This window comes from Diaphorobacter limosus (assembly GCF_033100095.1).
Taxonomy (GTDB): Bacteria; Pseudomonadota; Gammaproteobacteria; order Burkholderiales; family Burkholderiaceae_C; genus Alicycliphilus; species Alicycliphilus limosus.
Map to the genome: position 1 here is coordinate 2,281,189 of NZ_CP136921.1, position 20,415 is coordinate 2,301,603.

At 64.1% G+C, this 20,415-nt stretch carries 14 protein-coding genes, 1 tRNA gene and 1 pseudogene; 4 read left to right on the forward strand and 12 right to left on the reverse strand.

Annotated elements, in window-relative coordinates; all coding sequences use genetic code 11:
- Positions 1 to 7 precede the first annotated feature (7 nt).
- On the reverse strand, positions 8 to 649 hold the full coding sequence (locus P4826_RS11015) for a DUF6441 family protein (protein WP_317700450.1): 642 nt from the start codon (positions 647 to 649) through the stop codon (positions 8 to 10).
- Here P4826_RS11015 and P4826_RS11020 point away from each other — a divergent pair.
- Positions 648 to 878, forward strand: a complete 231-nt coding sequence (locus tag P4826_RS11020; RefSeq protein WP_317700451.1) for a hypothetical protein — start codon at positions 648 to 650, stop codon at positions 876 to 878. The genes P4826_RS11015 and P4826_RS11020 overlap by 2 nt on opposite strands.
- Here P4826_RS11020 and P4826_RS11025 read toward each other — a convergent pair.
- Positions 830 to 1,039, reverse strand: a pseudogene (locus tag P4826_RS11025) (hypothetical protein); the annotation flags it as partial. The gene P4826_RS11020 and the pseudogene P4826_RS11025 sit on opposite strands and share 49 nt — an antisense overlap.
- A 103-nt stretch (positions 1,040 to 1,142) precedes the next feature.
- On the opposite strand from P4826_RS11025, the gene P4826_RS11030 reads away from it, so the two are divergent.
- The 3 genes from P4826_RS11030 to P4826_RS11040 all read left to right on the forward strand — a co-directional run bounded on the left by P4826_RS11030 (position 1,143) and on the right by P4826_RS11040 (position 3,500).
- Positions 1,143 to 1,457: a single-stranded DNA-binding protein gene (locus tag P4826_RS11030; protein WP_317700452.1), complete on the forward strand. Its 315-nt coding sequence runs from the start codon at positions 1,143 to 1,145 to the stop codon at positions 1,455 to 1,457.
- Positions 1,458 to 1,639: 182 nt separating this feature from the next.
- Positions 1,640 to 1,864 (forward strand): helix-turn-helix transcriptional regulator, encoded by a 225-nt coding sequence (locus P4826_RS11035; protein ID WP_317700453.1) that lies wholly within the window; start codon positions 1,640 to 1,642, stop codon positions 1,862 to 1,864.
- A gap of 550 nt (positions 1,865 to 2,414) precedes the next feature.
- Positions 2,415 to 3,500, forward strand: coding sequence for an IS630 family transposase (locus P4826_RS11040; RefSeq protein WP_317700454.1), 1,086 nt, complete (start codon positions 2,415 to 2,417; stop codon positions 3,498 to 3,500).
- Positions 3,501 to 3,624: 124 nt separating this feature from the next.
- On the opposite strand, the gene P4826_RS11045 is transcribed toward P4826_RS11040, so the two are convergent.
- From P4826_RS11045 to rplL, 10 genes are all read right to left on the reverse strand, one after another.
- Positions 3,625 to 5,055, reverse strand: coding sequence for a tyrosine-type recombinase/integrase (locus P4826_RS11045; RefSeq protein WP_317700455.1), 1,431 nt, complete (start codon positions 5,053 to 5,055; stop codon positions 3,625 to 3,627).
- Between the two features lie 233 nt (positions 5,056 to 5,288).
- Positions 5,289 to 5,364 (reverse strand) — tRNA-Phe (locus tag P4826_RS11050).
- A gap of 63 nt (positions 5,365 to 5,427) precedes the next feature.
- Positions 5,428 to 6,114: a response regulator gene (locus P4826_RS11055; protein ID WP_317700456.1), complete on the reverse strand. Its 687-nt coding sequence runs from the start codon at positions 6,112 to 6,114 to the stop codon at positions 5,428 to 5,430.
- Positions 6,115 to 6,153: 39 nt separating this feature from the next.
- Complete coding sequence (locus P4826_RS11060; RefSeq protein ID WP_317703756.1) at positions 6,154 to 8,436, reverse strand: sensor histidine kinase; 2,283 nt, start codon at positions 8,434 to 8,436, stop codon at positions 6,154 to 6,156.
- Positions 8,437 to 8,438: 2 nt separating this feature from the next.
- Positions 8,439 to 9,035 carry a DUF4390 domain-containing protein gene (locus P4826_RS11065; RefSeq protein WP_317700457.1) on the reverse strand — a complete coding sequence of 199 codons (597 nt, stop codon included), beginning with the start codon at positions 9,033 to 9,035 and terminating at the stop codon, positions 8,439 to 8,441.
- A 19-nt stretch (positions 9,036 to 9,054) separates the two neighbouring features.
- Entirely contained in the window at positions 9,055 to 10,425 is a 1,371-nt protein-coding gene (gene rsmB / locus P4826_RS11070; RefSeq protein ID WP_317700458.1) for a 16S rRNA (cytosine(967)-C(5))-methyltransferase RsmB, read from the reverse strand.
- Positions 10,422 to 10,973, reverse strand: a complete 552-nt coding sequence (locus P4826_RS11075; RefSeq protein WP_317703757.1) for a LemA family protein — start codon at positions 10,971 to 10,973, stop codon at positions 10,422 to 10,424. The genes rsmB and P4826_RS11075 overlap by 4 nt, the downstream gene beginning before the upstream one ends.
- A gap of 261 nt (positions 10,974 to 11,234) precedes the next feature.
- Complete coding sequence (gene rpoC / locus P4826_RS11080) at positions 11,235 to 15,464, reverse strand: DNA-directed RNA polymerase subunit beta' (protein ID WP_317700459.1); 4,230 nt, start codon at positions 15,462 to 15,464, stop codon at positions 11,235 to 11,237.
- A gap of 131 nt (positions 15,465 to 15,595) precedes the next feature.
- Positions 15,596 to 19,720, reverse strand: coding sequence for a DNA-directed RNA polymerase subunit beta (gene rpoB, locus P4826_RS11085; RefSeq protein ID WP_317700460.1), 4,125 nt, complete (start codon positions 19,718 to 19,720; stop codon positions 15,596 to 15,598).
- 275 nt (positions 19,721 to 19,995) lie between these two features.
- The gene (gene rplL / locus P4826_RS11090; RefSeq protein ID WP_317700461.1) at positions 19,996 to 20,373 is read right to left on the reverse strand and encodes a 50S ribosomal protein L7/L12; all 378 of its coding nucleotides are present in this window, start codon (positions 20,371 to 20,373) and stop codon (positions 19,996 to 19,998) included.
- Between the last annotated feature and the right edge of the window lie 42 nt (positions 20,374 to 20,415).

Here is a 20,415-nt window from a genome sequence, read left to right on the forward strand (position 1 = left end):
CCCGCGGTCACAGAGCCGAGAGGGATTTTTCCATAGCAGCCGCCAAGCGCGGAATGCGGCCGGCTACCAGGCGCTCCACGTTCAGGCGTTTTTTGAGCACCACCCTGGGCACGAGCACGGCAATCGGGATATCTGCGCCGCGTTTCAACTTCTTGATGCCTTCGGCCTTGCGATAACGGCGCTTGAAGCCCGACAGAGGTCGGTCGTGTTCTTTGAGGTTCTCAGCCATCAGCACGATATTGCCCCGCTTGTTCTTGATGAAGTAGGCGTTGCCACCGCGCATGAGTTCGGCGATCTGCGCCTTGAAGCGCTTCCTGCCCACGCGACCATGCAACGGGATCAACATTCGCGCGCCAATGGAGCCACCGCGTTCGTGCATGCCAGCCCAGGGAATGCGCGAACCCACGTAGAGCGCTGGCAGGCGGCTCGGGTTCTTGTCCAGCACCTTGGCGGTAAAGCCTTTCAAGAATGACTTCTTGACCACGGCCACCTGGCCCGCGACATGGGCGCGCACGTCATCCTTAAGCTCCCGGGCCTGGGTGGTCATGGCGCGCGCCACGGTTTTTTTGACCTTGTCCCGGTACTCGCCACCCCAGCGGCGCAACTGTGCCTGGGCGGCCTTGCTATCGATGCGAATGGCGATGCGCATGGTCTTGAAGTCGCTCGAACGTCTGGTCGAGATGGCGGGCGTCACCGCGCGTGGCCGTGGCCACCAGGGACAGCAGGCGCGCATCCCGCATTGCATCGCTGCGCACCGTGGCTGCCACAAAGCCGCGCAGCTGCGCCAGGGTGTAGTCGAGGATGTCCGGCAGCCGATGCCCGTGGGTGATCAGGTGTTGGACGGTGTCAAACCAGCCGCCGTGTTCGTCGGCACCTGAAGGCTCTCGAATAAGCCCCCGAGCTTGGGGATCACCTGGAGGGTAAAAAAATCGGCGTTCACCTCGATCACCTTGGCCGCCAGCAGAATCGCCTCATCGGCGGCCAGATCGTCCACCCAGGCGCGCGGCTTGCCCACCGCGATGGCAATGGCCGAGAGCAAGGCTTCGTCGAGCATTTGCGCCATGGCGCGGTCCAATGCGTCCTCCTCAGGTTGCTACACGAACAAGGCAGGGCATCCGCCCTGCGTTCACAAAGGACATCGCATGCAAGTTTTTGGAAACGTTGCCACCCAGCCAGAGGTCAAGAAGAGCAAGGCCAGCGGCAAGGCGTACTTCGAATTTCGCCTGGCTGAGAGTCAGCGCGGCGTTGATACCGAGCCCACCTGGTACACGGTGCGGGTCATGAAGGACAGCAAGCCGTTGCTCGACAGGGGCGATTTCGTGAAGGTCACGGGCAAACTCAAGACGGACTTCTATCTGTCACGTGAAGGCAAGCCGACGGGCACGCTGCTCATCATCGCTTTTGAGGCAGCAAAGATTGGCAAAGCCTCTGCCGTTGCTGCGGAGGTAACGGGGTAACAGTCCACAGGCAAATGGGTCATTGAGCTGATTGGGCCTCTCCGCATCCCCGGGGAGGCCTTTTTTCGAGCGACGCATCGCGCTGCGGCCTTCGCTAAAGGCACGGCTTTTCAAAGGAATTACGCCTCCATATAAAGCCAATGCCTAGAGGTAACTTCTACATCTCTAGGCACTGCACTGCAATGACTGACCAACCCGTTCACGACCGCCTGAACAAGGAGCAACTTGCCCAGCAACTGGGCATGAGCGCCCGCACCATCGACAATTTGGTAAGACGCCACGAGCTTCCACCTGGCGTTCGCATAGGGCGCCAATGCTATTGGAGTCGCACCGTGGTGGACCGTTTTACCGAGAGAGCATTCGCGGCCCAGGAAAACTGGAACCCACTGAAATCCCGGCGCGGATGAGGCTCACCAGCCCGCACGGGCTGGTGGCAACAGACCTGACGAGCCCTCAAGTCTCTCTCTGCCGTCGAGCCAACTTCGCGACGGTGCCGTCCTGGTCCTTCGTGAAAGCGGGGGCTACGTGTACCAGCCTTTCACCACCTCCCCAAGAAAACCTGAGCCCCTCAACCGTTCCCGATGTACTCGGGTGAGCGCCTTCGCAGGGATGGCGCTTGCAGGTTTTGGTGCGCGCAGAACTTCAGGGGGCTCGACTGGCTTTTCATTCGGAGAAGGCACGGTGGCAAGAGTTTGACGCCTTGCCATCACAAGACTATTGCGCCCGATGGTTACAAGACTAATGCGTCTTATGAACGCAAGACTGATGCGCTGACTGCATCCTGCCAAAACCCATCCGCGTATGTCCTGCCAGAAAATCATCGGCAGAGAAAAGCCCTATAAAACATGAAGTTTCATAGGGTGAATCTGCTGCCTAGTGTAGTGTTCGATTCTTGATTGAACTTAAAAAGTCGGCTGGTATCCCATGCTCAACTGGAGCTTGAAAGGGAGCCAATCCATGCGAGTTGCGCCAAAGATCGAATTGACGGATGAAGAGCGTGCGGCGTTGACGAAGCTTTGTCGCTCGGGCCTGACGAGCGTACGTCTGGCGCAGCGCGCACGCATCATCTTGCTGGCAGACCAGGGCCTGAACAACAAGGATATTGCCGCGCAACTGGGCATCGGTCGCATGCAGCCGGCGCGCTGGCGCGAGCGCTACCTGCAAGGCGGCATCAAGGCTATCGAGCGCGACTTGCCACGCGGCGCGCCGCCGGTAAAGGTGGACGTGGCCCAGCTGGTGCAGTTGACAACCCAGAGCAGCCCCGAAGCGATCACGCACTGGAGCACACGCAAGATGGGCACGCTGCTGGGCGTCAGCGCCAGCACCGTGATGCGCCATTGGCATGCGCACGGGCTCAAGCCGCATCTGGTGCACAGCTTCAAGGTCTCGCGTGACCCCCAGTTTGCCCAGAAGCTCGAAGACATCGTGGGCTTGTACATGTCCCCGCCTGAGCATGCCCTGGTGCTGTGCTGCGACGAGAAGAGCCAGGTGCAGGCGCTCGATCGCACGCAGCCGGGACTGCCCCTGAAGAAGGGGCGTGCGCAGACGATGACGCACGACTACAAGCGCCACGGCACGACCACATTGTTTGCGGCGCTCAACGTGCTCGATGGCCAAGTCATCAGCCAATGCCAGCAGCGCCACACCCATGTGCAGTGGTTGAAGTTCCTCAAGCAGATCGACCGCGAGACACCCAAGGACAAAACGCTGCACCTGATCGCCGACAACTACGCCACGCACAAGCACCCGGTGGTGCAGGACTGGCTGGCCAAGCACCCGCGCTTTCACATGCACTTCACGCCGACCTCGGCGTCGTGGCTGAACATGGTCGAGCGTTTCTTTCGTGACCTGACCACAGAACGGCTGCGCCGCGGCGTATTCACCAGCGTGCCGCAGCTGGTGGCCGCCATTGATGAATACGTGGCACATCACAATACCAACCCCAAACCGTTCATCTGGACCAAGAGCGCCCGCGACATCCTGCAGAAGGTCATTCGGGCCAATAGCCGATTAAGCTCCAAACAGAATGGAACACTACACTAGCTGCTCAGCTGCCTAGCGGGTCAGCCTCAACAGTTGAAGCCAGCGCCTGGATGCCAAGGCCGCTTTCCTGTGGGGCGGACGGTTGGCAGGAGCCCCTGCGCGAGGCTATCGAAGCTTGCGCACGTTAGGCGCGCCAGCGCTGTGGAAAAGCCAGCACATTGCTGCCCATCGCTTGCTCCGGCGCCGATGCGTCAGCCCCCGCGCCAGGCGCTGCCCCTGCGGCTTGCGAAGCTGGAGACGCCGACGTTCCCGCGGGCACCAAGGTCGCAGCCAGAGGACCGCAAATCGCCGATGCGTTGCGCATGATGCCTACGACGTCCTGCGCATCCACGTGGGCATAGCGCTGCACCGACACAAAGGTCTTATGTCCAGTCAGCGCCATCACATGCAGGACGTTGGGCATCACACGGGCCCAGCGCGTGGCGCAAATATGCCGCAGGTCATGGATGTGAAGGTCCACCAATCCCGCGCGCTTGCATGCCCGGCGCCAGGCCGCAGCCAGGGCATCGTAGGTCGCAGTGGTGATAGGCGCCTCGGGCTCCTGGCCATTGAGTGCGCTCAGGGCTCTCAGGGCCTGCAACGCTCCATCCGACAGGGGCACCGCACGTTTGCCGTTTTTGGAGTCTCCCAGCATCAGGATGCGCTCTGTCCAGTTCACGTCCTTCCAGCGGGCATGGCTCAGTGGCTCTGACGCACGCATGGCGGTCTCCGCCAGCAAGGCCAGGGTGGGCGCCAGTTGCCGATTTCTGCAGCGGGCCAACTCCTGCGCGAGACGCGACAGCTGCTGGTCCGACGGTACCCGCGAGCGCTGGTTGTCCAGGCGAGGCATCTTCAGATGGGTGGCCGGGTTGTCACACAGGGCCGCCCAACGCCAGTGGCTCCGAGCGTGGTTGAACAGCACGCGCAGCGCCGAGCGCTCCAGGTCGATGGTGGCCGCGCTGTTCCCGTCTTTTCTCATCTGGTCCACCAGGCGCTGAATCAGCTCGCGCGAGATGTCCGCCATGGGGGTGGTGGCCAACGCGGCCCGCAACTGGTCGGTCTTGGCATTGGCCGTCAGCTGCGCGCGGCGATGGGCCCCCAGGCCCTTGGGAATCTCGCGCTCGAGCTGGTGTGGCATCAGGCTCACCTCAAAATACGTCGAGGCGGCCGGCCTCGATGGCGTCTCTTTCGCCGAGGGGACAGGCTGCACGTCCAGAAGGCTCAGCCCCGCACTGCGCAGATAGACATTGATGCGGCGCGCCTCCTGCACGGCGCCTTTCTTGAACGGCAGGCGCTCCATGGCGTAGTCCTGCATCGCCTGGGCCAGGGTGGTGCGTTCGGGGCCATAGCCTGCGGGATTTTGCTGGTCGTCGATATCCTGCTGTTTTTGGCGCATCGCCCTGGAGGCGCCTGCGGCGCTGCGATAACCGCTCAGAAACAGCGAGTACCCTTTGTAGGAGCGTCGGATGGCCCAGCCCTTGCCATGGCGATAGGGCTGGGAGGGAGCGCGCGGTGCGCCGGTGGATTTGGCCGAGGAAACGGAAGCGGGGGAAGAGGAAGAGGAAGACTCTGTCATGACGGCTCCAAAAATGAGGAGTCACGTACAGGAAGAAACTTTAGCCATTTGCAGAAATGGACGGCCGGGGGGTCATGATGGGTCGCCATGTCGCGCAGTGCTGCGCAATAACCCGCACCCGACCGCATCGCCCACTTGTACAGCGAGCTGCACAATTCCACTCCACAAAGCAAAACGGCGACCCTTCCTGAGTCGCCGTTTTCTCTAAATGCTTGTCACACTTGGAGTTTTTTTGGTGGCCTGGGACGGAATCGAACCGCCGACACAAGGATTTTCAATCCTCTGCTCTACCGACTGAGCTACCGGGCCTGAGCCACGGATTCTAGCGCAAAAAAATGGCATCCAATTTGAAACCTTGAAAATTTGCGACCCTTAGCCGGCGCGCTTGTTGCGGCCCAGGTCGACACCCAGCTGGCGCAGCTTGCGGTAGAGGTGGGTGCGTTCCAGGCCGGTCTTTTCGGCCACGCGCGTCATGGAGCCGCCCTCGCGGGCCAGGTGGAACTCAAAGTAGGCTTTCTCAAAACCGTCGCGCGCCTCGCGCAGCGGGCGATCCAGATTGAAGCCCTGGTGCGACAAGGGCAGCTGGTCGGCCGCCGATACGGCGCTCGCAAAAGGTGGTGCACCGTTGCCGGCAGTTGCCATGTCCGGCGAGTCGGCGATGTCAGGGGTTGGTGCACTCTGCGCTGCACTGGGAATGCTGCGTGCCAGGCCTTGCTCCACGGCCTTGAGCAATTTTTGCAGGGTGATGGGCTTTTCCAGGAAAGAGAACGCCCCGATGCGGGTGGCCTCGACGGCCGTGTCTATCGTGGCGTGGCCGCTCATCATGATGACGGGCATGGTCAGCGTGCCGGCCATGGCCCATTCCTTGAGCAGCGAGACGCCATCGGTGTCGGGCATCCAGATGTCGAGCAGCACCAGGTCATAGCTGTTCGCCTGCCGCGCGCTGCGGGCCTGCGTGGCGTTCTCGGCCAGATCCACGCTATGCCCCTCATCGTTCAGGATTTCCGACAACAGATCCCGGATCCCCAGCTCGTCGTCAACTACCAGTATGTTTGCCATGTGTGTAAATGCATCCTTACTGCCGGTACCGCGATGTTGTTAGAGCGCCACCGCCGCTTCAGGAGCGAATGATAGCGATACTTGCGCGCCCCTCATTTCCTCGCCCTCGATACGGTTGGCCAGGTCGATGCGCGCACCATGCTCATCGGCAATTTTCTTGACCACCGCCAGGCCCAAACCGGTGCCGCGCGCCTTGGTGGTGACATAGGGCTCAAAGGCGCGTTGCAGGATATACGCCGGAAAGCCTGGCCCGCAATCGGACACCGTGAGCCGCACGCGCTGCGCCGACTCACTCCAGCGCGTGGCGATGACCACAGGTGCGGGCGGCAGCTTCTGCTGCTCGGCCGCTTGCAAGGTGGCATCTTGCGCGTTCTGCAGCAGGTTGTGCACCACCTGGCGCAGTTGCTGCGCGTCGCCCAGGATGCGCGGACAACGCACGTCCAGCTCGGCCTGCACCGGCACCTGCGCGGTCTCGGCGCCATACAGGTGCAGCACATCGGCAATCAATGCATTCAGGTCCAGCGGCTGCAGCACGGCGGCGGGCAGGCGCGCATAGTCGCGAAACTCGTTGACCAGGCGCTTCATGGCATCGACCTGATCGACGATGGTCTTGACCGACTTGATGAGCACGGCCTGCTCGGCGTCGGGCAGCTTGCCCGTGAGCTTGAGCTCCAGGCGCTCGGCCGACAGCTGTATGGGGGTGAGCGGGTTTTTGATCTCATGCGCCAGGCGGCGCGCCACTTCGCCCCAGGCCTGGGCGCGCTGAGCCGAGACGATTTCGGAGATGTCGTCAAACACCAGCAGACGCGCGTGGTTAGGCAGCTCGGCGCCACGTGCGACCAGGCTGGTGCCCTGGGCGTGCATGCCGCCGCCAGAGCCATGCAGCTCAAACGGGTGCTGCCAGTGATCCAGACTATGGTGGCCATGGTCCAGCGAGAAAGCGTCGAAATGCTGCTGCACCGTGGCCGCAAATTCGGCCAGACCGGGCACGGCGGCCAGGGGTTTGCCCTCGTGAGCGGCCAGTGGTGCACGCAGAATGCGCGTGGCGCCCGGGTTGGAGGACTGGATCACGCCCTGCTGATCGAGCACGATGACGCCCGCCGTGAGGTTGTCTAGGATGGTCTGCAGGTTGCCGCGCGCCGCATCCAGCTGCTCCATGCTGCGCTCCACGGCCGAGCGCGCATCGGCCAGCTGTTGCGTCATCAGGGCAAAGGATCGCGTCAGGCCACCGAGCTCATCCTTGCCTTGCAGCGCGGCCTTGGGCGCCAGGTTGCCGGCCGCCACCTCGCGCACACCGTCTGCCAGCACAATCAGGGGACGTGCCAGCTGATTGCCCAGCACCACCGCCAACAGCACCGCGCCGAACACCGCCAGAAACAGCGCCAGGGTCAGCGTGCCTATGTACATGCGCCGCAGGCCACCACGGGCCAATGCGCGCTCCTGGTATTCGCGGTTGGCCTCCTGCACGGCGATGGCGTTGGCCACCAGGGCCTGGGGCAGAGGCAGGGTGGCCTGCAGGTAGCGCGGCTCGGCCAACAGCCCCACCCCCGGATGGACTACCAGCACCAGCACGCGCACGCGTGCGTTCTCCGCGGCCATGGGATCGTTGATGTCGTCCAGCCCCTCGATCTGAAAGCTGATGCGCTCCTGGCGCGCGGCGCGCAGTTGCTGCGCGCTGGGGCGATCGGGGTTGAGCGAATAGCGCGATTGCCCGACCCCGGCCACGGGCTGGCCCGCGGCATTCCACAACACCATGTCCGAAGCCCCGAGCTGATCGCGCATGCGCTCAAGCACCACGCCGGCCGCGGCATCGGGCACCTGCGCCAGCTGGCTGCTGGCGCCGCGGGTCTTGGTCGCCAGGTCGCTGGCAATGGTGTCCAGCGTGACGCGCGCCAGGCTCACCCCGGCCGTCAACGCACCCTCCACCTTCACGTCGAACCAGCTCTCGATGGAGCGCGAGACGAACTGGTAGGACACGACATAGATCAGCAGCCCCGGCACCACCCCCACCAGGCCGAATATGGCCGCCAGCTTGATCAGCAGGTGGCTGCCGAATCGCCCGCGCCGCACGCGCACGCCCAGGCGCACGGCGCCCCAGACCAGCACCGCCAACAACGCCACGGCGACAAGCACGTTCACGCCCAGCAGCCAGGCAAAGTTGCGCTCGTAGAGCGCGCGATTGTTGGTGGCCAGGGTGAGCAGAAACAGCAGCACCAGGCCTATGGCACCCATCACGCCGGCGCCCAGGCCCACCGCCCAGCGCAGGGCCCGCGCCCGGTTCGCCGCCCGGCGTGCCGAGCCCGCGGGGCGCTGCTCGCCCATCTTCACCGCGTGGCCTCCTGGGCGCTCAGGCGCGCGCCGCGCGCGAGGGCAATGTTCCAGCTGGAGCCGCCCACGGCGCCTATCTGCAGCGGCCGGGGCAGTTGCGACATGTCGAGGCGGAACTGGAAGTTCACCAAATAGGACTGGCCCTCGTCGATGACGCCCTCTTCCGCAATCTTCCAGCGTGCGATGCGCTCCAGGGCGGCCAGCACCTCTGGCAGGTCATCAAAGCTCTGATCCAGCGACACCCCCAGGCCGGTGGCCGCAAATGGCGCGGCAGACTGGGCCAGGCGCCAGCGGCGCGTGAGCGGCTGGTAGCTCAGACGCACATAGCGCGTGGCATGCGCCACGACCTTGTCCGTCCAGTACCAACGCGGGCGCAGCACCTCGGCGTCGGCAATGAAATGCATGGAGATGCCTTTGTACAGGGCATCTTGCACGATCGTGGGCAGCTCCAGCCGCAGCGCGGCCGAGAGGTACAGGCCGTCGGCGCCGCGCTCGAGCTGCAGATCGCTGACCTCGCCATGCTGCTGCGCCTGCGCGGCCGGCGCGTACCAGCACAGCGCCAGCAGGCAGGCCAGCGCTGCGCACCAGCGCACCCAGGCGCGCGCACCGGATTCAGGTCTTTTTTTGTAGCAAGGCGTAGAAGAAACCGTCGTGTTCACCCGGCCCATTGTCCGGGAGCGCGTGGCGCATATCCGGGTTGCCCGGGAATAAATGGCCCGGAGATGGCAGCAAAAGCGCATCGGTGTTGTGCGCAAGAAACGCCGTGATCTGCTCGTCGCCCTCGGCCCGGAACACCGAGCAGGTGCAGTACAGCATGCGCCCACCGGGGCGCAGCAGCGGCCACAGCGCCGCCAGCAGGCGCGCCTGCTGGCCCGCCAGCTGCGCCACGTCGCTCTCGCGGCGCAGCCAGCGCACGTCGGGATGGCGGCGCACGATGCCCGATGCCGTGCAGGGCGCGTCGAGCAAGATGGCGTCGAACAAGGCGCCGCCGCTGGCCTGTTGCCACCAGTCTGCGGGGCGTGCGGCGTCGGCCACCACGACCTGCGCGCTCAGGCCCAGGCGGCGCAGGTTGTCGTGGATGCGCTCGGCGCGCTGTGCGTCCACCTCCAGCGCGGTGACCTGCCATGGCGCGCGCAGCGCGGCAGCCCATTCCAGCAGGTGCGCGGTCTTGCCGCCAGGGGCGGCGCAGGCGTCCAGCAGGCGCAGCGGCTGGCTGGCATCCAGCCCGGCCAGCAGCAGCGGCGCCGCCATCTGCGCGGCCCCGTCCTGCACCGAAACCACGCCATCGGCAAAGCCGGGTAGCTGGCCCACCGGCACCGGACGGGCCAGTGCCAGGCCGCTATCACCCACCAATGTTGATTCAATTTTGATAGCTGTTAGCGCTTGCTGGTAAAGCGCTGGACTACTTTTTTTCTTTGAAACCCTGAGCACCATGGGTGCAGGCAGGTTGCTGGCCTGCAGGATCTGTTGCCAACGCTCCGGGTGGTCTTGGCGCAGGCGCTTGATCCACCATGCCGGGTGGTTCCAGACCGCTACCTCGTCACCCTGGGTGGCCACCACCAGTGCCTCGCGCTCGCGCAGGAAACGCCGCAGGCAGGCGTTGACAAAGCCGGCCTGGGCGCGCGTGGCCGCGCTGTGCTTGGCAGCCTGCACCGCCTGGTTCACCAGGGTGAACGGCTCGTAGGGCGCGGCCTCAGTGTCCCAGGCCAGCGCTAGGGCCGTGCACAGCAGCGCATCCACCCGCGCCGGCGGGTTGCGTGGTGCCAGCTGCCGGCGCAAGGCCTGGGCGCGCCCCAGGTTGCGCAGCACCTGGAACAACAGCGCCTGCACGGCCGGGCGCAGCGCCGCATCGCTGGCATCGAGCGCGGCCGTGCCCGACTGGCCCGCACGTATCGCCTGCAGGGCGGTGGCGGTGGCGTCCAGCAAGCGGCTCAAGGGCGGCGATGCGGCGCCGCCTGGCGCGGATGGCTTGGTGGTGGTCACAGCGCGCGCCCCTTCTTCATGCCAAACAGCCAGGCCAGCAGGTTGGCCGGAAACTGCCCGATAGCGTGGTTGTATTGGCCAACCGCTTCATTGAACAGCCGCCTGGCCTCGCCCGCGTGCAGCGCCAGCTGTTCGCGCTGGTGTATCCATGGCGCCAGGGCCGGTGGCGCCACGCCCTCGCCCGCCCGGGCCGCCTCATGGGCCAGGGACTGCCAGGCCGTGTCCAACACCTGGGCCGCTGCCGACAGGGTTGCAGCGGCGTCGCCATCCAGCGGCCGGGCCCGGGCCACTGCCAGAGAGGCGGCAAATTGCGCCGCCGCTGCGTCCAGGGCGGCCTGGGTGTCGGCGGCGCCACCCGCCGATGCATCGTCCTCTGTGGCTTCGATACGTGAAGCCGCATATTGCGCCAACAACGCTATCCAGCGCTGCCAGTGCGCATCCAGTGCGCCAAAGGCCTGCAGCGCGGCCGAGCGCAGGCGAATCAGGCGGTTGTAGGCGCCCACGGCCCAAAACAGCAGCAATGCCAGAAGCACCCAGGAAATCCACATGTTCATAAGCTGCGGCGCCACGAAACAACCCCAAAAAAGAAACTCCCGGCCCGCCAATTGGCAAGCCGGGAGCAGCATGGTAGCGGCGAGGCTAGTGCGGCAACCTGGAAGTAGAGGAACACAATGAAAGTGATGGATTCGCGCCCAGGGCAAGGCGCAAACCGCAGCGATAGCCGTAGCTATCGCGAGGATTTGCAACGCCGCCGTGGGTGCGAAGGCGCGCTTTCATGTTTCGATATTTCCGGGTTGCCGTACCAGGGCTTAGTCCGCCAGGTCGGCACTGCCGTCGAGCTCAGCGGCAGCGCCTTCGGCATTGGCGCTGGCCAGCTCGGCCGCTTCGGCCTCGGCGATGGCGCGGCGCTCGGCCTCATCCATGGCGTCCTTGACCTTGCGCGCCTGGTGGTAGGCCAGACCGGTACCGGCAGGGATCAGGCGACCGACGATGACGTTTTCCTTCAGGCCGCGCAGCTCGTCGCGCTTGCCCATGATGGCAGCCTCGGTGAGCACGCGCGTCGTCTCCTGGAACGAGGCCGCGGAGATGAAGGAGTCTGTCGACAGCGAGGCCTTGGTGATGCCCAGCAGCACGTTGGAGTAGGTGGCCGGGATCTTGCCGTCCTTTTGCGCCTGCTCGTTGGTGTTGAGGATCTCCGAGCGCTCGACCTGCTCGCCCTGGATGTAGCTGGTCTCGCCCGGGTTCTCGACCACGACGCGGCGCAGCATCTGGCGCACGATGACCTCGATGTGCTTGTCGTTGATCTTCACGCCCTGCAGGCGGTACACGTCCTGCACCTCATCAACGATGTAGCGCGAGAGCTCCTCGATGCCCAGCAGGCGCAGGATGTCCTGCGGATCGGCCGAACCATCGACGATCAGCTCGCCCTTGTTCACCACCTGGCCCTCGTGCACCAGCACGTTCTTCTCCTTGGGCACCAGTTCGTCCCAGATATGGCCATCGGGGTCGGTGATCTGCAGGCGCACCTTGCCCTTGGTCTCCTTGCCGAAGGAGATGGTGCCGGTCATCTCGGCCAGCATGCCCTTGTCCTTGGGGCTGCGGGCCTCGAACAGCTCGGCCACGCGCGGCAGACCGCCGGTGATGTCGCGCGTCTTCTGGCCTTCGACCGGAATGCGCGCCAGCACCTCGCCTGGGCCCACGTCCTGGCCGTCGCGCACCTGGATCAGCGCGCCGATCTGGAAGCCGATGGCCACCGCATGGTCGGTGCCCGGGATCTTCACCTCCTGGCCGTTGGCGTCGATCAGCTTGACCAGCGGGCGCACCACCTTGGCGGAGCCACGGCGCTTGGGGTCGATCACCACCAGCGTGGACAGACCGGTGACATCGTCCACCTGCTTGGCCACCGTCAGGCCTTCTTCGATGTTCTCGAACTTGGTCGTGCCGGCGAACTCGGTGATGATGGGGCGGGTCAGCGGATCCCAGTTGGCCAGGATGGTGCCGGCCTTGATTTGCTGGTCGGCCTTGACCGACAGCGTCGCGCCATAGGGCACCTTGTGGCGCTCGCGCTCGCGGCCATGCTCGTCCTGGATGACGATCTCGCCGGAACGGGCAATCACCACCAGCTCGCCCTTGGTGTTGGTCACATAGCGCATCGTGGCGTTGAAGCCGATGATGCCGTTGCTCTTGGCCTCGACGCTGGAGGCCACCGCCGCACGCGAGGCCGCGCCACCGATGTGGAAGGTACGCATGGTCAGCTGCGTGCCGGGCTCGCCAATCGACTGGGCGGCGATCACACCGACGGCTTCGCCCAGGTTGATCAGGCCACCGCGGCCCAGGTCGCGGCCATAGCACTTGGCGCACAGGCCGTAGCGGGTTGCGCAGGTCAGCGCCGTGCGCACCTTGACCTCATCCACGCCGACGGTCTCGATCTCCTCGATCGTGTCTTCGTCCAGCATGCGGCCAGCGGCCACCAGCACGTCGCGCGTCTCGGGGTGCAGCACGTCCTCGGCCACGACGCGGCCCAGGATTCGTTCGCGCAGCGATTCGATGACTTCACCGCCCTCGACGATGGCGCGCATCAGCGAGCCATTGCTGGTGCCGCAGTCGTCCTCGGTCACCACCAGGTCCTGCGTCACGTCCACCAGACGGCGCGTCAGGTAACCCGAGTTGGCCGTCTTCAGCGCCGTGTCGGCCAGACCCTTGCGGGCGCCGTGCGTGGAGATGAAGTACTGCAACACGTTCAGGCCTTCGCGGAAGTTGGCCGTGATGGGCGTCTCGATGATGGAGCCATCGGGCTTGGCCATCAGGCCGCGCATGCCGGCGAGCTGACGGATCTGCGCAGCAGAGCCGCGGGCGCCCGAGTCGGCCATCATGTAGATGGAGTTGAAGGACTCTTGATCGACCTCGTTGCCGTGGCGGTCGATGGTCTTTTCCTTCTTCAGGTGGTCCATCATGACCTTGGAGATGTCGTCACCGGCCTTGCCCCAGATGTCCACCACCTTGTTGTAGCGCTCGCCGGCCGTGACCAGGCCGGAGACATACTGCTGCTCGATCTCCTTCACTTCCTTCTCGGCGCGACCGATGATGTCGGTCTTCTGCGCCGGCACCAGCATGTCGTCCACGCAGATGGAAATACCGGCGCGCGTGGCCAGGCGGAAGCCGTTTTGCAGCAGCTTGTCGGCAAACACCACGGTTTCCTTCAGGCCGCACTTGCGGAAGCTGGCGTTGATGAGCTTGGAGATTTCCTTCTTCTTCAGCGCCTTGTTCAGGTTGCTGAACGCCAGGCCCTTGGGCAGGATCTCCGACAGCAGGGCACGGCCGACGGTGGTCTCGACCAACTTGGTCTCGGGCTCGAACTCGCCCGTGTCCTTGTTCTTGTTCCACTCGGTCAGGCGCACGCTGATCTTGGTGGCCAGCTCAACCTCACCCGCGTCCAGCGCGCGCTGCACCTCACCGATGTCGGTGAAGACCATGCCCTCGCCCTTGCCGTTGATCTTCTCGCGGGTGGCGTGGTACAGGCCCAGCACCACGTCCTGCGAGGGCACGATGGAGGGCTCGCCCGAGGCCGGGAACAGCACGTTGTTGGACGCCAGCATCAGCGTGCGCGCCTCCAGCTGCGCCTCGACGGACAGCGGCACGTGCACGGCCATCTGGTCACCGTCGAAGTCGGCGTTGAAGGCCGCGCAGACCAGCGGGTGCAGCTGGATGGCCTTGCCTTCGATCAGGATGGGCTCGAAGGCCTGGATGCCCAGACGGTGCAGCGTGGGCGCACGGTTGAGCATGACCGGGTGTTCCTTGATGACCTCTTCCAGGATGTCCCAGACCACCGGCGTGCCGGCTTCGACTTCCTTCTTCGCCGCCTTGATGGTCGTGGCGATGCCCATGGCCTCCAGGCGCGAGAAGATGAAGGGCTTGAAGAGTTCCAGCGCCATCAGCTTCGGCAGGCCGCACTGGTGCAGCTTGAGCGTCGGGCCCACGGTGATCACCGAACGGCCCGAGTAGTCCACGCGCTTGCCCAAGAGGTTCTGGCGGAAGCGGCCGCTCTTGCCCTTGATCATGTCGGCCAGGGACTTGAGGGCGCGCTTGTTCGCGCCCGTCATGGCCTTGCCGCGGCGGCCATTGTCCAACAGGCTGTCCACGGCCTCCTGCAGCATGCGCTTTTCGTTGCGCGCGATGATCTCCGGGGCCTTGAGCTCCAGCAGGCGGCGCAGGCGCGAGTTGCGGTTGATGACGCGGCGGTACAGGTCGTTCAGGTCAGAGGTGGCAAAGCGGCCACCGTCCAGCGGCACCAGCGGACGCAGATCCGGCGGCAGCACGGGCAGCACCTCGAGCACCATCCACTCGGGCTTGATGCCGGACTTCTTGAAGGCTTCCAGCACCTTCAGGCGCTTGGCGTTCTTCTTGACCTTGACCTCGGAGCCCGTCAGGTCGCCGCGCAGGCGCTCGATCTCGATCTCGAGGTCGATACCCTCGAGCAGCTCCTTGATGCCCTCGGCGCCCATCTTGGCGATGAACTCGTCGCCATATTCCTTGCGCTTGGCGTCGTAGTCGTCCTCGCTCATGATGCTGAACTTCTTCAGCGGCGTCATGCCGGGGTCGGTGACCACATAGGCTTCGAAGTACAGCACGCGCTCGATGTCGCGCAGCGTCATGTCCAGCACCAGGCCCAGACGCGACGGCAGGCTCTTCAGGAACCAGATATGCGCGCAGGGCGCCGCCAGGTCGATATGGCCCATGCGCTCGCGGCGCACCTTGGTCTGCGTGACTTCAACGCCGCACTTTTCGCAGATCACGCCGCGGTGCTTCAGGCGCTTGTACTTGCCGCACAGGCACTCATAGTCCTTGATGGGCCCGAAGATCTTGGCGCAGAACAAGCCGTCGCGCTCGGGCTTGAAGGTGCGGTAGTTGATGGTCTCGGGCTTCTTCACCTCGCCGAAAGACCAGGAACGGATCTTCTCGGGCGAGGCCATGCCGATCTTGATGGCATCAAAGTGCTCATCCGGCGTGAATTGCTTGAACAGGTCGAGTAGCGATTTCATATGACTCTTTCCCTTGCATCAAAAATCGTAGCTGTGCGCGCTTGATTGACAGTCAATTTGTTATCAAATGACATTGAATCTTTTGATAAACAAGCGCGAGCAGCTCACTTTTTCTATTTAATCGGCCCCGATCAGGAGCGTTCCAACTCGATGTCCAGGCCCAGGGAACGGATTTCCTTGACCAGCACATTGAACGACTCCGGCATGCCGGCCTCGATGGCGTGTTCGCCCTTGACGATGGACTCGTACACCTTGGTACGGCCCTGCACGTCGTCGGATTTCACGGTCAGCATTTCCTGCAGCACGTAGGCGGCGCCGTAGGCTTCCAGCGCCCACACTTCCATCTCACCGAAGCGCTGGCCGCCAAACTGGGCCTTGCCGCCCAGCGGCTGCTGCGTCACCAGCGAGTACGGGCCGGTGGAGCGGGCATGCATCTTGTCGTCCACCAGGTGGTGCAGCTTCAGGTAGTGCATGTAGCCGATGGTCGTCGGGCGCTCGAAGCGCTCACCCGTGCGGCCGTCGTACAGATAGGCCTGGGTGCGCGTGTCGGTCAGGCCCTTGCGCTCCTTGATGTCGTCCGGGTAGGCGATCTTGAGCATGTCCTTGATCTCGGCTTCCGAGGCGCCGTCGAACACGGGGGATGCAAAGGGTACGCCGGTGGTCAGCTCGCGCGCCATGGCCATGACCTCGTCGTCGCTCAGCTGGGACAGTTCTTCCTTGCGGCCACGCGAGTTGTAGATTTCCTCGAAGAACTTGCGCAGCTCGGCCGCCTTGGCCTGTTCCTGCAGCATGTTGCCGATGCGCTGGCCCATGCCCTTGCCGGCCCAGCCCAGGTGGACCTCGAGCACCTGACCGATGTTCATGCGCGATGGCACGCCCAGCGGGTTCAGCACGATGTCGGCAGGCGTGCCGTCGGCCATGTAGGGCATGTCCTCGACCGGGACGATCTTCGACACCACGCCCTTGTTGCCGTGGCGGCCGGCCATCTTGTCGCCGGGCTGCAGGCGGCGCTTGACGGCCAGATACACCTTGACCATCTTCAGCACGCCGGCCGGCAGTTCGTCGCCCTGCGTCAGCTTCTTGCGCTTTTCTTCAAACGCCAGGTCGAAGCTGTGGCGCGTCTGCTCCATGGCGTTCTTCATGGATTCGAGCTGTGCGGCCACGGCCTCGTCGGCGGGGCGGATATCGAACCAGTGGAACTTCTCCACGCCATCCAGATAGGCCTTGTCGATCTTCGTGCCCTTGGCGAGCTTCTGCGGGCCACCGTTGGCGACCTTGTCCACCAGCAGCTTCTCGATACGATCGAAGGCGTCGGCCTCGACGATGCGCAGCTGGTCGTTCAGGTCCAGGCGGAAGCGCTTCAGTTCATCGTCGATGATCTGCTGTGCGCGCTTGTCGCGCTGAATGCCTTCGCGGGTGAACACCTGCACGTCGATCACCGTGCCCTGCGAGCCCTGATCCACGCGCAGCGAGGTGTCCTTCACGTCGCTGGCCTTCTCGCCGAAGATGGCGCGCAGCAGCTTTTCCTCGGGCGTCAGCGTGGTCTCGCCCTTGGGCGTGACCTTGCCGACCAGCGTGTCGCCGGGCTGCACCTCGGCGCCGACGTAGATGATGCCGGACTCGTCCAGGCGGTTCAGCTGCTGCTCCGACAGGTTGGGAATGTCGCGCGTGATTTCCTCGGCACCCAGCTTGGTGTCGCGCGCCATCACCACCAGCTCCTCGATGTGGATCGAGGTGTAGCGGTCTTCGGCCACCACGCGCTCGCTGATCAGGATCGAGTCCTCGAAGTTGTAGCCGTTCCAGGGCATGAAGGCGATCAGCATGTTCTGACCGATGGCGATCTCGCCCAGGTCGGTGGAGGCGCCGTCGGCGATCACATCACCCTTGGCCAGCTTGTCGCCACGCTTGACGATGGGACGCTGGTGGATGTTGGTGTTCTGGTTGGAGCGCTGGTACTTGATCAGGTTGTAGATGTCCACACCGACTTCACCGGCCACGGCCTCGGAGTCGTTCACGCGGATCACGATGCGGGTGGCATCGACGTAATCAACCACACCGCCACGGCGCGCCGTGACCACGGTGCCCGAGTCGACGGCGGCCACGCGCTCGATACCCGTGCCCACCATGGGCTTCTCCGGGCGCAGCACGGGAACGGCCTGACGCGACATGTTGGCGCCCATCAGAGCGCGGTTGGCGTCGTCATGCTCCAGGAAGGGCACCAGCGATGCCGCCACCGAAACGATCTGCGCCGGCGACACGTCCATGTACTCCACGCGCTCGGCCGATACCAGGGTGGATTCACCCTTCTCACGCGCCGACACCAGGTCGCCGGTGAGCTTGCCGTCCTTGTCCAGCGTGGCGTTGGCCTGGGCAATGATGTACTTGCCCTCTTCGATGGCCGACAGGTAATCGATCTCCATCGTCACCTTGCCATCCACCACGCGGCGGTACGGGGTTTCGATGAAGCCGTACTCGTTCAGGCGCGCGTACAGGGCCAGCGAGTTGATCAGGCCGATGTTCGGGCCTTCGGGCGTCTCAATGGGGCAGACACGGCCGTAGTGCGTGACGTGCACGTCGCGCACCTCGAAGCCGGCGCGCTCGCGCGTCAGACCGCCCGGGCCCAGGGCCGAGACGCGGCGCTTGTGCGTGATTTCGGCCAGCGGGTTGGTCTGGTCCATGAACTGCGAGAGCTGTGAGGCACCGAAGAACTCCTTCAAGGCCGCAGAAATCGGCTTGGAGTTGATCAGGTCGTGCGGCATCAAAGGCTCTTGCTCGGCCTGGCCCAGACGCTCCTTCACGGCCTTTTCGATACGTGCCAGGCCGGTGCGGTACTGGTTCTCGGCCAGCTCGCCGACGCAGCGCACGCGGCGGTTGCCCAGGTGATCGATGTCGTCCACCTCGCCCTTGCCGTTGCGCAGATCGACCAGGATCTTGACCACGGAGAGGATGTCGTCGTTGGACAGCACCATGGGGCCGGTGGCCTCGTCGCGGCCGACCTTGGCGTTGAACTTCATGCGCCCCACGCGCGACAGGTCATAGGTGTCGGGGTTGTAGAACAGGCGCTGGAACAGGGCCTGCACGGCGTCTTCGGTCGGCGGCTCGCCGGGGCGCATCATGCGGTAGATGGCCACGCGCGCGGCGAATTCGTCCACGGTTTCATCGATGCGCAGCGTCTGCGAGATGTAGGCGCCCTGGTCGAGCTCGTTGGTGTAGATGGCCTGCAGCTCCTGCACGCCGGCCGAGCGCAGCTTCTTGAGCAGGGCCTCGGTCAGTTCTTCGTTGGCCTTGGCCAGGATCTCGCCGGTGTCGGGATCGACGATGTTGCGCGCCACCACGCGGCCGATCAGGAAGTCCTCGGGCACGCTGATATGGGTCGTGCCGGACTGCTCCAGTTCACGCGTATGGCGCGCCGTGACGCGCTTGTCCTTGGCAACGATGACCTTGCCCGACTTGTCGGTGATGTCAAAGCGTGCCACCTCGCCACGCAGGCGCTCGGAGACAAACTCCAGTTGCGCGCCGCTGTCCATCAGGCGGAAGTTGTCGTTGACGAAGAAGTTCGCCAGGATGGACTCGGGGTTCAGGCCAATGGCCTTCAGCAGTATGGTGACCGGCATCTTGCGGCGACGGTCCACGCGGAAGTACAGGATGTCCTTGGGGTCGAACTCGAAGTCCAGCCAGGAGCCACGGTAGGGAATGATGCGCGCCGAGAACAGCAGCTTGCCCGAGCTATGGGTCTTGCCCTTGTCGTGCTCGAAGAACACGCCGGGCGAGCGGTGCAGCTGCGAGACGATGACGCGCTCGGTGCCGTTGATGATGAACGAGCCCTTGTCGGTCATCAGGGGCACCTCGCCCATGTAGACCTCCTGCTCCTTCACTTCCTTGACCACCTTGTTCTGCGACGTGGAGGACTCGCGGTCGTAAATGATGAGCTGCACCTTGGCGCGCACGGCCGAGGCAAAGGTCAGGCCGCGGGTCTGGCATTCGCGCACGTCGAACGCCGGCTTGGCCAGGTTGTACTCAACAAACTTCATCTCGACAAAACCGTTGTGCGAGACGATGGGGAAGGCTGAGTTGAATGCCGCCTGCAAGCCTTCGATGCCGCGCTTTTGCGCGGGGGTATCGGCCTGCAGGAATGCGGTATATGCATCGCGCTGCATCTGCAGCAGATACGGGACTTCGAGCACGCTGTCACGGCTACCGAAGCTCTTGCGGATGCGCTTGCGTTCGGTGTAGCTGTACGTGGATGTTTGGGCCATGAGATCTCCGGGCAAAGACATGACGATGGGGTCTTCGACGACTACTGCCCCACAAGGCAGGGCTTGCGGGCTTGGCGGTTGGCCACTACCAACCATGGCGGACGGCGATGCGTTGCACATCGCCCGAACCAAGGCGTCTTCTGCTGTCGGATGGGTCAGAAGACACTAGCAAACGGCCTTGCAGGCCGCTTGCTGGTGCGCTCTGGTGACTATTCCCATAAGCACCAAAGGCTGGAGGCCTTTTGCAAGACCCCCAGCCCATGAGACAAGGTCGATTACTTGAGTTCGGCCTTGGCGCCGGCGTCCACCAGCTTCTTGACAGCGGCTTCGGCGTCGGCCTTGGCAATGGCTTCCTTGACGTTCTTGGGAGCGCCGTCCACCAGGTCCTTGGCTTCCTTCAGGCCCAGGCCGGTGATTTCGCGCACTGCCTTGATGACGGAGACCTTGTTGGCGCCAGCGTCGGTCAGCACCACGTTGAACTCGGTCTTCTCTTCAGCGGCTGCAGCGGCAGCGCCACCGCCGGCAGCAGCGGGAGCAGCCATGGCGGCAGCGCTCACGCCAAACTTCTCTTCAATGGCCTTGACCAGGTCATTGAGTTCCATGACCGTCATGCTGTCCAGCGCGGTCAAAAATGCGTCTTTATCGAATGCCATTTTGATTTCCTAACAATTGGGTTTCAGAGGGTTGCAAAAACT

Bases quoted from the DNA above. Each gene is read 5' to 3' on its own strand.
- P4826_RS11020 (WP_317700451.1), top strand. From the start codon at position 648: ATGGTCTTGAAGTCGCTCGAACGTCTGGTCGAGATGGCGGGCGTCACC.
- P4826_RS11015 (WP_317700450.1), bottom strand. From the start codon at position 649: ATGCGCATCGCCATTCGCATCGATAGCAAGGCCGCCCAGGCACAGTTG.
- P4826_RS11030 (WP_317700452.1), top strand. From the start codon at position 1,143: ATGCAAGTTTTTGGAAACGTTGCCACCCAGCCAGAGGTCAAGAAGAGC.
- P4826_RS11035 (WP_317700453.1), top strand. From the start codon at position 1,640: ATGACTGACCAACCCGTTCACGACCGCCTGAACAAGGAGCAACTTGCC.
- P4826_RS11040 (WP_317700454.1), top strand. From the start codon at position 2,415: ATGCGAGTTGCGCCAAAGATCGAATTGACGGATGAAGAGCGTGCGGCG.
- P4826_RS11045 (WP_317700455.1), bottom strand. From the start codon at position 5,055: ATGACAGAGTCTTCCTCTTCCTCTTCCCCCGCTTCCGTTTCCTCGGCC.
- P4826_RS11055 (WP_317700456.1), bottom strand. From the start codon at position 6,114: ATGGCAAACATACTGGTAGTTGACGACGAGCTGGGGATCCGGGATCTG.
- P4826_RS11060 (WP_317703756.1), bottom strand. From the start codon at position 8,436: ATGGGCGAGCAGCGCCCCGCGGGCTCGGCACGCCGGGCGGCGAACCGG.
- P4826_RS11075 (WP_317703757.1), bottom strand. From the start codon at position 10,973: ATGTGGATTTCCTGGGTGCTTCTGGCATTGCTGCTGTTTTGGGCCGTG.
- rpoC (WP_317700459.1), bottom strand. From the start codon at position 15,464: ATGAAATCGCTACTCGACCTGTTCAAGCAATTCACGCCGGATGAGCAC.
- rpoB (WP_317700460.1), bottom strand. From the start codon at position 19,720: ATGGCCCAAACATCCACGTACAGCTACACCGAACGCAAGCGCATCCGC.
- rplL (WP_317700461.1), bottom strand. From the start codon at position 20,373: ATGGCATTCGATAAAGACGCATTTTTGACCGCGCTGGACAGCATGACG.